The following is a 10,132-nucleotide window of genomic DNA, read 5'->3' on the forward strand; positions in this document are numbered from 1 at the left end:
AACCTTGGAGTGTTCGTACGCACGAAACAATCATTTCACCGGGTTGTGAACGGTGATTAAGCGACTGCCATCCGTGAAGACCGCCTCCAATTGCACGTATTGAATCATGTCGGCCACACCCTCCATGACGTCGTCGCGCGTCAAGACCTGAGCGGCGGACGTCATGACTTCTTCGAGAGTTTTCCCTTCGCGGGCACCATCCATCGCCGCCGCGCAGATCACCGCCATCGACTCGGGATGGTTCAGTTTCAAGCCTTTGGCTTTTCGCTTCAGAGCGATATCCGCGAGCGAATAGATGAGGATCTTCTCCATCTCTCGGGGGGTTAAATGCATCTCGATTCCTCCAACACAGTCTCATAGACCGAAATTGATTGCCAATCCGCACAGCATGACAATCATCCCCGCCAAGGCATGGCTGTACGAATGAAGTCCAGTGAAGTGCATCTTTTTTGTTCCCTGCAACAGGCACAGAACAACAGTCAGCATCGTCGCAATTGTCGTTACGGAAAACAGAATTGTCACCAGCAACACACCTGACAGCGAAGATTGAGCCGCCGGGTACATCAATAGTGGGATGAGCGGTTCACATGGCCCAAACACAAAAATCGTAAACAGCACCCAGGGCGTCAGACGAACCGCCACAGGTGGCTCGCTTGCCGAACTTTCCGCAGCCTGTATTGCAGAGGTATGCGGTTGATCATGATGCGCCACGTCGAGGAGGGAATGGTGATGTGAGTGATGAGCACCGCCATGAATGTGCATGTGCGGCTGATTTCGTCGCCAATAAATGATGCCCCACAACAGGTAGGCAAATCCAAACAGGATCAGCATCCAACCAACGATCCGTCCTCGTGCCTGTTCGATGAACTCGAGCCGCGTTAGCAGTTCACCTGCAGCGATTCCAATGCATCCCAGCGCGACCGAACTGCCCACATGCCCGAGCCCGGAAAGAAGTGTCACAATCACGGTCCGCCGAAGTGACCACTTACCGGCTCGTGACATCGCCACAAACGGAACATAGTGATCCGGCCCGCACAACGTGTGCGTCAAGGCAATCGCCACGGCTGCTCCACAAAGCATGACGAGATTCTGATCCACAATTCCTCATGTATATTTTTGGTGAATAGTTTGACTTCCAACTCGAGTATCGGCTCCCGAGTTTCCCAGATGGAGGCAAGCGTCTACGAATTGATCAATTGCTCGGGTTTTGTTGCGTTCCGAAAAGTCGCACATCGAGTCGATCCATGGCAATCACGATCCAGCTTGCAAGAACAAACGGAGATGTCAGGGTTGGCAAACCGAGGAGCGGGATTTTTTCCGTGAATGGAACGGACATGAGTGCACCCACAATCGGTAGCATCACAGAGCGTCGATAGAGGGCCAATCCCATCGCGGCCAGTGCGGCGTTGTATCCATAGATGCCCAGTGAAAGATTTGCCTCTGGCGCTTCATGCGAAAGTCCGGTCAACAACCCCACAAGCGAACCTATCATGGCCCAGAAGGCACATCTCCAAGAACACAATAGAATGCCGACGATGAACAAGACGCCCGTCAAGACGCTCGTCTGAAACATCACCTCGCTGATCCCACGGACGACCGCGGCGGCCATGTCCAGTTTTTCGGCCTGCACATACGGCGATGCAACGACATCAGGAATTTTGAATTCATGAGCAATATAAAGTGCAACCCATGTCGTAACGATGAATGGCGCAGTGTAACAGGGGACAGGAAGTCGTCGACTCATCGCATAAGTCAATAGAGTCGCCACGATCGAACCAACAAGAATCAGCCCGAATGTGAGAAGTTGCGGCTGCTCGCGAGCAAGTAACGCGATTCCCACCAATGCCGAGTTAAATCCATAGATTCCGTTACGTATCTCGTCACGGTCATAGTCAAGCACATATGCCGTGACCGTTCCGATGACAGAACCAGCAACCGCCCCGGCCGCGACGAGCGGGGAAACAAGTGCAATTCCGGTGAGAAAGAAAGCACCAGTCAGGGGACTTCCCTGAAACATGATTTGACCCAAGCCCGTCAGCGGGACATACCAGTCCTGGAAGACGGAATTGGATTGCTGACCTTGTTCTATCGATACAGACTCGACAGCCATGAGCGCATCTCGCTGGGAGAATTTTGAACGGTGATTTGCGACCAAAATCTCGTTGCAGAGCCAATTGCGTGATCACGCTATCCCTCACCCGCCGCATTGTCAAGGAGATCTGTTCTCGGCTGCCGCACTCAATCAATCTAATTCTGTTTCCGTCCGAAAGAAGAATACGAAATTTCCGTAAATACGCCGACGCCTCTGACAGGGTGACCCGCACTCGATTCATTGAATTCATCTGACGAGGCACGTCATTCTAAAGAGACAAACACAGCGCGCGCGCCAGTGCGCATTGTCACGATTCCGTGAACACGATGATCCACCCCTGTACGTCGGCTTATCGATGGCTTGGAGAGATTCAGTGCAGCAACACAATATATCGCTGACTTCAATACGACGAACGTATTGATGACGACACACGTGACATTAAAGAGACCTCTTTCATGAAGACCGCTTAGACACAGAATCGAGAGCCTCTTTGGCGGGATAGACTTGATGGTCGACACGCACTGCGAGCCCGATTGAATTCCTGTCGATTTGATCTACGGATGGAATATGGGAGGACTTTGCGGCCAGGAGCGATGCACAATCCCACAATAATAGCGATTGTGCTCAATTTCACGGAAAGTCTGGGTCGATGGAAAAGATCTGACCGCATGTCTCAGTCATGCCTCTCTACCGAATTTACTCGCATGAAACGCCACTCTCTCTTCCTTGAAGAAGCTGGAGCGCGGAATGAAGCCTCTTCACGCCGGACTTCTCTTTACCATTCTCTGTGGGTTTGGATTGCAGCAGGCCTGTGCTGAAAAAGCCGCGCGGGTGAAACTCGTTTCGTCATCGACCGACGAAGATTCGACCTTCGACGAACACGAAGACGAATCCTTCGGGGACGACGGCGGTTCTGACCCGCTCGATGGCGTCGAGAGCAGCGGCTCGGATCGCGTCCCAACTATCTTCGCCTTGGGAACAGCGACGGGCGACGTGTCCTGCGCGAAATTCGCCGGTTGCTGCGATGGTTGCGATCCTTCGGGCTTCAAATACACCTGGGCACCTGATCGATGGGCTAAGGTTGGGGCGGCCGTGCGGGCTTCGTTCAATTCCCAACCGGCTTCGGCCCCGGGGATCGGCGGAAATTACTTCACCGTTAACAACGCCCGGCTTCTGACCAGCGGCCAGATCACTGACTCGCTGGGCTTCGAACTAAACTCCGATGTCAGCCTGGCCCAGTCGGCCAGCCCCACATCATTGGACCTGCCCAGCACATTTAACCTTCTGGACGCGATCGTCAAAGTCGAAACCAGCGACTATTTCCATGTCTGGGCAGGGCAATTTCTGCCTCCCTCAGACCGCTCGAACATTGACGGCCCCTTCTATATCAATGGCTGGGACTTCCCGTTCGTCTCGAACTATCCGGCCATCTTTCAAGGTCGTCAACTCGGTACCGCGTATTGGGGCCAGTGGGGTGGTGGCATGCTCAAATGGAGCGTCGGGGCCTTCAATGGGACCGGAGCCACCTTGCAGTCGCCTTATACCAATCCACCGAATAGTCCTCCGAATGCGAGTGGCAATATCCAGGTCGACGCTCGGGTGACGATCAACTTTCTCGACCCGGAACCGGGTTATTACCACCAAAGCTCGTACTACGGGCAGAAAGATATCCTGGCCATCGGCTTCGTCGTACAGGCTCAGAACAACGCTCTAGGCACGGCCGCAAACCCCGCGAACTTTACTGGCCTGAGCATGGATGCGCTGTTCGAAAAGAAGCTCGACAACAATGGCGTGTTCACGCTCGAAGGTGCCCTTTATCGTTACGACAACCAGAACCTGGCCACCAGCAGTCAGCAAGGAGACAGCGGGTTTGTCTATGTTGGATATCTGATTCCCCAAATCATCTCGATCGGGTCAATCAACGGCCGCCTGCGACCTTTCACTCGGTATCAGAGATACAACCGGGATTTTCTGGCGGCGTCGACAGGGCTTTACTCGCAAGGACTCGATATCGGTACCGAGTACGTCGTCAATGGCCCGAACGCACGCCTGACGGCAACCTGGAGTGAACGTGATGTGATTGGCAGCAACCGAATTCAACTGTTCACTCTGGGAGCGCAGTTGATCTTTTGAGGCAAGAAGATTTGCGACGTGCGGATGGCGTGCGTCAGACGACATGTTTATTGTGATCTGAAGGACACACCCCTGCGTTGTCCTATCGCCAAGTCCAATAACGCTCGTTTTCTTTGCGGATCCATCGCTTATGGAAGTCACGCTGAAACCTGTCACGAATTTGACGCCTCGGTACTGGGTCGTCGGGTTCGTGTTGGTCCCGTTTCTGCTTCTGCCGATTCCCTGGTGGGTGAAGCTGATTGGCTGCATTACCCCGATCGTGCTGGCGGGCACGTATCGGATCTCGACGATTGAAGGCGACAAATTTCGGACGCAACTTTTTCTCGGGTTCGTGCCGCTGAAGCCGCAAAAGTGCAACCTGCCCGCAGTGCTGTACATCGAAACGAAATACAACGCACTGGGAGCGGGATTCGGAACACTCCTGCTATTGGGGCCGATGCAGTATGTCTTTTCCACGATCTTCGACATGTTGATCCCGGCCTTGGGCGGCGCGTATGAAATCTGGTTGGTCACGGCGAAAGGTCGCGAAATCGTCGCTTGGCAGGGATTTAACCAAAAATTGTTCGAAGAAAATGTGGAACTTCTGACCGCACGAAGTGGCGCCGAATTGCGAGGCCGCACACAGTAAACAACGGTTTGCGCCTCAAGGGATGACGGATGAAGTTTTCGAATGATACGTTGGCAAAACGCCAGTGATATACGGAAAAGAATGTGCGCCCGCGATATTTCAACAGACCTCATTCTGAGTAAAAACGGCCATCGCAGGGCGAACCTTTTCATTTTGTGAGGTGTCTGCCTTCTCCGTTGTTGTGCCGACGGACATTTGTCGTGCCCTGCCCCGATCGTCGCGTCCCACGATGGCGAATTGACGGTATGGAGGTGGCGCTGCATACTTCCGCTCGCTCCAGTCCCGACCCCGCCGCCTCGCTCAGGTTCGTATATTGTCTCTCGATTCCCTCCCCCACGATCTACGAGCTTCGCGTCATCGAGCAGGCAGCTTTGCCGAACTGTTGATTGTCGCGCTGCCGATGGTTTTGAGTTCCAGCACGCAATCGATGATGCATGTCGTCGACCGCGTCTTTTTAACCTGGGACTCCAAGGAATCGGTCGCCGCCGCACTTCCGGCGGGGATTCTGTTCTGGTCATGCCTGAGCCTGCCGATGGGTATGGTTTCCTACATGAACGCCTTCGTCGCCCAATACGAGGGGGCTCGCAAACCGGACCGTGTTTCCGCATCGGTTTGGCAAGGGATTTATTTCTCGCTGGCCTGCGGCGTCTTATTGATGATTCCCGCCATCTGGTCGTCAAACATCTTTCGATTCGTAGGTCACACGGAAGAAATCTGGCCGCTAGAAGCAACTTACTTTCGCTGGCTTTGCCTGGGTGGTGCGTCGGCGATTCTTCCCGCGGCTCTGGGCTGCTTCTTCAGCGGACGCGGCCAAACGATGACGGTGCTGCTGGTCAACGCGTCCTCTGTGCTGGTGAACGCGGGGCTCGACTGGGCTCTGATTTTTGGAAAAGGCCCCTTCCCCAAACTGGGGATCGCAGGAGCCGCCATCGCCACCAATTTGGCCAACGTCTACGCGACGCTGTGTTATGCCGGCTTACTGTACTGGTACTCGGTGCGCGGCCCCTATCGCTTCTGGGCACATCGCCGCTTCGATCGAGAGTTGATGACGGACCTGTTCCGATTCGGCGGCCCGAGCGGATTGCAGATGTTTCTGGACGTCGCAGGGTTTACCGCATTTATCATGATCATTGGCTGGATTGGCCCCGGTGAACTGGCCGCCTCCAATATTGCCTTCAATCTGAACACGCTGGCCTTTACGCCCGTCATCGGCGTCGGAATTGCCGTGTCCACGCTGGTGGGACAACGGATCGGCGAGGGTCGACCGGAACTGGCTGCCCGTTCCACCTGGAAGGGATTCATCCTGGGCGGTGGAATCATGCTCGCTTGCGGCTTCGTCTACGTCTTCTTTCCGCAGGTCCTGCTGATCCCTTACGCCATGTATGCCGACGACCAGGACTTCCATGCGACACGTGAGATTGTGGTGGTTTTGCTGCGGTTTGTCGCGCTCTATTCGTTCTTCGATGCCATGGCCATCATCTTCGGATCGGCGGTACGAGCCGCCGGAGATACGGTCTTTTCCATGGTCGTCACCTGCGCGTGTGCCTGGGGAATTCTGGTCATTCCCACCTATCTGACTTGGAAGCTCTACAAGCCAGACCTGCTGGCAAGCTGGGGATGGTGCTCGCTGTATGTGATCGTGCTGGGTTTCGCCTTTCTGGGACGATTTCTTAGTGGACGCTGGAAGACAATGTCGATTATTCATCGGAAGGGATCGACGCCCGATTCTCCAACATCCAACGACTCATCGTCGCCCACTGTATTTTGCCAAGCTTCGCAGGATTGAAGTCCTTGTCGAGGCCGGCGAGCAAGTGGTCCCCTGGTGTTAAGGTTTGAAAAGTACTCGTCATCCGCGAGAGACATCACGATGGCCACCACGCTCAGTTCGCATCATGCCGTCTACGTGGGAAGTTTTGACCCACTGACACTTGGCCATGTGGACATCATCAAGCGTGGCGCAGCAATTTTTGATCGGCTGACCGTCGGCATCGGGATCAATCCTGACAAGAACCCGCTATTCACCGCAGACGAGCGCTTATCACTGATGCGTAACGTGTTACAGAAACAGACGAATGTCGAAATTGAGTGTTTTGAAGGGCTGACGGTTGAGTTTATCCGACACTGCGGTGCCCGCGTCCTGTTGCGAGGCGTGCGAACACTGACGGATATCGAAACCGAATTCACGATGACGCTCGCGAACCGGGCCCTCGATCCGGAAATCGATACTCTGTTCCTGATGGCCAGCGAGAAATACACACACGTCTCAAGCACGCTGATTAAGCAGATTGCGCAATTGGCGCAAGGCACCGCATTGAGCAAACTCAAGGAGTTCGTGCCTCCAGAAGTCGTCGGCCCGCTCCTACAAAAGTACGAACGAACCCGATAGCGGGCGTCACTTGTCGAGTGCGGCACATTCAAGGTCTCGGTTGAACCGTCTCTGCCATCCCACCTCGCGACAATCCGATTGACCGTCTGTTGCGGCACGGACACCCTTCGCCATCTTAGCTTGCAGGCCGATCCCTCATGCTGCTTGCGATCCGCGCCCATTGTCGCGTCGTGGTCGGAATCGAGCCGACGAAGCAAGTCCCTGTCGCTCGTCCGCCCTGTATCCCTTGTGTCTCGCATCGGGGCCAGTGACGCCAGTGGGTTAAGTCTGCTCATCTGGCACCGCCCTTCATGGCAGCCTGCTTCTTGGCGTGATGATGACCAGCGTTGACCGCTTGGTACAGTTCTCCCCGTGATCGCAAGCGTCGCTCTTCGTCACACCAACTGGCCTGAATTGCCCGGCATTCCTCCGCGATCTGCTCCAGTGACGGCAGATCGCTCGCATCCTTGCGCCGTCCGTCGCTAGATTCACGCTCCAATAGCGCCGCGAACTCTACATCGAAATTGACTGGCTCGGTCGGTAATTGCGATAGGGTCATCATTGAGCCACCTCCATTCCCAGCAACTCGCTACGCGTCATGAGTGGCCGCAAGGCTACCGTCCAGAAATCTGGCCGTAGCAGTTTGTGCTCACGGGCAAAGTTCTCGCGGTTCTGAATCTCCAAGGCTTCGTCGTAGGTTAATTCCAAACGGGCACCGATCGGAACGCAGGATGGATCGGCTGGACGGTCTGCCGGTGGCATGTCACGGACGAAGAAAACTGCGGCGTTCATCGCCATGCACGACCATCTGTTTTTCTGATGGGTGAACAGCAACTGGTTCAATTCCCTCGCGAACTTGACCGCCAAATCCAATGGCAGACCTTGGAGGACGTCACTAGGTACGGAATCAATCCGCTTCGGCGAAAACTCGTTGTACATCTTGATTTCGAGGACGGCGCAAACCGGCCCCAGCCGCTTCAAAATGCTCTTCTCTGTCGCGAATCTGCCCCAGTCACCGGGAACGGAAATAGACGATGGGCGCAATGGCATTGGGAAAGCCTCTTTCATGTGGCAGACAACAAACAAAAAACGCGTAGGCTTCGTCAGGGCGCACCGGTAGCGCAGAAAGGTTGCGTACGGCTTGGCCCGCTCAAACGAAACGCGATGCAGTAGGCACGCGTAAGCCAGGTCTCTGGCTCGCGGCATGAAAACGAAAAACCCCTCGCGGATTGCTTTGTCTGCCACAACGAATCGACCGCGAGGGGTCGGAAAGGCGAATCAAATTGTATTGCGTGAGTTAAAACGCTCTCGCTTCGTTGTGGCGAGAGTCAGATTCATCGCGAGTGATGTCGTTATCAAACTCGTTTTATAACAACGAAACCATTTTCGAGCATTGCAATTTGAACTACTCCGAGTGAATCGCTTTGCTTCCCGCATGGCTAGAAACGAATGCACTCCCGAGCAGCTTGAGCAAATTGCGGCCGATCTGGTGCGCGCGAGCGAAACGCTAAGGTCAGTGGCAGCGGAAATGCGTGACGCCAATATGCCACACATGCTGATTCATTCGACGATGTACCAAAACGTCCATCTGCCCGCGACGATCGAATTCTCAATGAAGGTCCAGCTCGATTCCGTTTCCCAGCTTCGCTCGTTTGTTGCTGGCACGAAATCACGTGTTGAGGCCCGTGGGGAATACCACGCAAGCCAGAAGATTGCCGAAGGCCAGAAAGCGGCAGCAGCCAAAAAGCCGTGGCCGAAAAAGGCCGTGAAGAAAAAACCTGCGGAGTGAACTTTTTGTTTCTCAAGTCTCGATCTATGCGCGCGCCTCACAGGTCGTGAGTGGACGTGTTCGACGGTTATTTAGCGGCATCTTGAGAGTCATCTGGCAATTCTGCGATCTCGATTTCTTTGGCACGGAACCGCGCGTCGTCACCTAATTTGAACGAGATTCGCCCAGACTTCGGTCCAATCGCGTGTTCGACATCAAGCGTGATGACGCCATTCTGACGAACCGTGAAATGATCACCGTTCGCAGTGATCATGATTTTATTCCAATCTCCCCGTTTGACAGTCTTCGAGATCAACTGTCGAAAATTCTCGTCCCCCTCGCCAAAGCGTGGGATATCGTCATTCCATTCGTCCATGAGTTCACCGGTTGCCCAATCGCCAGTCAGGATCTGCATGCCTTTCATCTCATTCTTGATATTGCGAAAGAGGATACCCGAATCTGGTCCATCGTCATTCCGCTCACGCTGCTCACCGCATGGCTCCTCCTCAGCAAGCCGCGAACAACAGACGGTCGATCACCAAACGTGGCCCGCTCGCTTAAATTCGTGCGTGTGATTACGGCGTTTTTTCGGCATACTGTGGACCGCTTTAAATGAAACGCACTCGCCTTCACAGACGCTCGCATTTTTTGGCAAGTCCATTCAGCACGGGATCATCAAAAATATTCGCCTCCTCACCAGAATCTGTGGATGAATTCTGGTTCTGGCAGCTTTCCAAGTTGATGGTACAAAGCGATTTCGATCGCTTCATAGGTGCGAAAACCATAAGCTTTTTTGGTAGTCAGTTTCGCCTTATTGTTGAATCCCTCGACGACACCTGCGGAAATCGCTCCCCGCGCTCGGAACCAGTTGAGAATTAGGTTGCGATGGTTTCGCAGCATGCGAGCGACCCGCTTCATCGGTTCCAGGCGAGACCGCATCGTTCGAGCGCACCATTCGTCGAGAAACTTCCCAGCCCAACCTGCCGAAGCGTATTCCCAGAACCGCTGAAACTCTTCTCTCAACAAGTGCGATCTCACCGAACGCAAATTGTATTTCATCAGTTCCGCCAGCTTCACGACTTGCTTTGGAGTGAGATTCGCAGGGCGTTTCAACAGGCACCAACGTGAATGTTTCAGAACGGGCTC

General features: G+C 54.3%; 11 protein-coding genes and 1 pseudogene. 5 read left to right on the forward strand and 7 right to left on the reverse strand.

What is annotated here, in order from left to right:
- Positions 1-30 precede the first annotated feature (30 nt).
- The 3 genes from OSO_RS0131800 to OSO_RS45950 form a co-directional block, all read right to left on the reverse strand.
- Positions 31-333, reverse strand: coding sequence for an urease subunit gamma (locus tag OSO_RS0131800; protein ID WP_010586946.1), 303 nt, complete (start codon positions 331-333; stop codon positions 31-33).
- Between the two features lie 21 nt (positions 334-354).
- Positions 355-1,098, reverse strand: coding sequence for a hypothetical protein (locus OSO_RS0131805; protein ID WP_010586947.1), 744 nt, complete (start codon positions 1,096-1,098; stop codon positions 355-357).
- Positions 1,099-1,192: 94 nt separating this feature from the next.
- Positions 1,193-2,110, reverse strand: coding sequence for an urea transporter (locus OSO_RS45950; RefSeq protein WP_010586948.1), 918 nt, complete (start codon positions 2,108-2,110; stop codon positions 1,193-1,195).
- A gap of 729 nt (positions 2,111-2,839) precedes the next feature.
- On the opposite strand from OSO_RS45950, the gene OSO_RS0131815 reads away from it, so the two are divergent.
- The 4 genes from OSO_RS0131815 (at position 2,840) to coaD (ending at position 7,239) form a co-directional block, all read left to right on the forward strand.
- On the forward strand, positions 2,840-4,225 hold the full coding sequence (locus OSO_RS0131815) for a putative porin (protein WP_010586949.1): 1,386 nt from the start codon (positions 2,840-2,842) through the stop codon (positions 4,223-4,225).
- 130 nt (positions 4,226-4,355) lie between these two features.
- Complete coding sequence (locus OSO_RS0131820; RefSeq protein WP_010586950.1) at positions 4,356-4,853, forward strand: hypothetical protein; 498 nt, start codon at positions 4,356-4,358, stop codon at positions 4,851-4,853.
- 313 nt (positions 4,854-5,166) lie between these two features.
- Positions 5,167-6,639 carry an MATE family efflux transporter gene (locus OSO_RS45955; protein WP_157605567.1) on the forward strand — a complete coding sequence of 491 codons (1,473 nt, stop codon included), beginning with the start codon at positions 5,167-5,169 and terminating at the stop codon, positions 6,637-6,639.
- A gap of 81 nt (positions 6,640-6,720) precedes the next feature.
- Complete coding sequence (coaD, locus tag OSO_RS0131830; RefSeq protein WP_010586952.1) at positions 6,721-7,239, forward strand: pantetheine-phosphate adenylyltransferase; 519 nt, start codon at positions 6,721-6,723, stop codon at positions 7,237-7,239.
- A 271-nt stretch (positions 7,240-7,510) separates the two neighbouring features.
- On the opposite strand, the gene OSO_RS0131835 is transcribed toward coaD, so the two are convergent.
- Together OSO_RS0131835 and OSO_RS0131840 are read right to left on the reverse strand one after the other, a co-directional pair.
- The gene (locus OSO_RS0131835; RefSeq protein WP_010586953.1) at positions 7,511-7,780 is read right to left on the reverse strand and encodes a hypothetical protein; all 270 of its coding nucleotides are present in this window, start codon (positions 7,778-7,780) and stop codon (positions 7,511-7,513) included.
- Entirely contained in the window at positions 7,777-8,268 is a 492-nt protein-coding gene (locus OSO_RS0131840) for a hypothetical protein (RefSeq protein WP_157605569.1), read from the reverse strand. The genes OSO_RS0131835 and OSO_RS0131840 overlap by 4 nt, the downstream gene beginning before the upstream one ends.
- A 385-nt stretch (positions 8,269-8,653) precedes the next feature.
- Here OSO_RS0131840 and OSO_RS0131845 point away from each other — a divergent pair, with 385 nt between their 5' ends.
- Positions 8,654-9,007 (forward strand): hypothetical protein, encoded by a 354-nt coding sequence (locus OSO_RS0131845; RefSeq protein WP_010586955.1) that lies wholly within the window; start codon positions 8,654-8,656, stop codon positions 9,005-9,007.
- Positions 9,008-9,074: 67 nt separating this feature from the next.
- Here the strand turns inward: OSO_RS0131845 and OSO_RS0131850 are convergent.
- Together OSO_RS0131850 and OSO_RS0131855 are read right to left on the reverse strand one after the other, a co-directional pair.
- Positions 9,075-9,443 (reverse strand): annotated as a pseudogene (locus OSO_RS0131850) (family 16 glycoside hydrolase); the annotation flags it as partial.
- 236 nt (positions 9,444-9,679) lie between these two features.
- On the reverse strand, positions 9,680-10,132 hold a 453-nt coding region (locus OSO_RS0131855; protein ID WP_010586957.1), incomplete at its 5' end, for a transposase.

This window comes from Schlesneria paludicola DSM 18645, from assembly GCF_000255655.1.
Taxonomy (GTDB): domain Bacteria; phylum Planctomycetota; class Planctomycetia; order Planctomycetales; family Planctomycetaceae; genus Schlesneria; species Schlesneria paludicola.

Coding starts and splice junctions, on each gene's coding strand:
- OSO_RS0131800 (WP_010586946.1), bottom strand. CDS start 333: ATGCATTTAACCCCCCGAGAGATGGAGAAGATCCTCATCTATTCGCTC.
- OSO_RS45950 (WP_010586948.1), bottom strand. CDS start 2,110: ATGGCTGTCGAGTCTGTATCGATAGAACAAGGTCAGCAATCCAATTCC.
- OSO_RS0131815 (WP_010586949.1), top strand. CDS start 2,840: ATGAAGCCTCTTCACGCCGGACTTCTCTTTACCATTCTCTGTGGGTTT.
- OSO_RS0131820 (WP_010586950.1), top strand. CDS start 4,356: ATGGAAGTCACGCTGAAACCTGTCACGAATTTGACGCCTCGGTACTGG.
- coaD (WP_010586952.1), top strand. CDS start 6,721: ATGGCCACCACGCTCAGTTCGCATCATGCCGTCTACGTGGGAAGTTTT.
- OSO_RS0131835 (WP_010586953.1), bottom strand. CDS start 7,780: ATGATGACCCTATCGCAATTACCGACCGAGCCAGTCAATTTCGATGTA.
- OSO_RS0131840 (WP_157605569.1), bottom strand. CDS start 8,268: ATGCCATTGCGCCCATCGTCTATTTCCGTTCCCGGTGACTGGGGCAGA.
- OSO_RS0131845 (WP_010586955.1), top strand. CDS start 8,654: ATGGCTAGAAACGAATGCACTCCCGAGCAGCTTGAGCAAATTGCGGCC.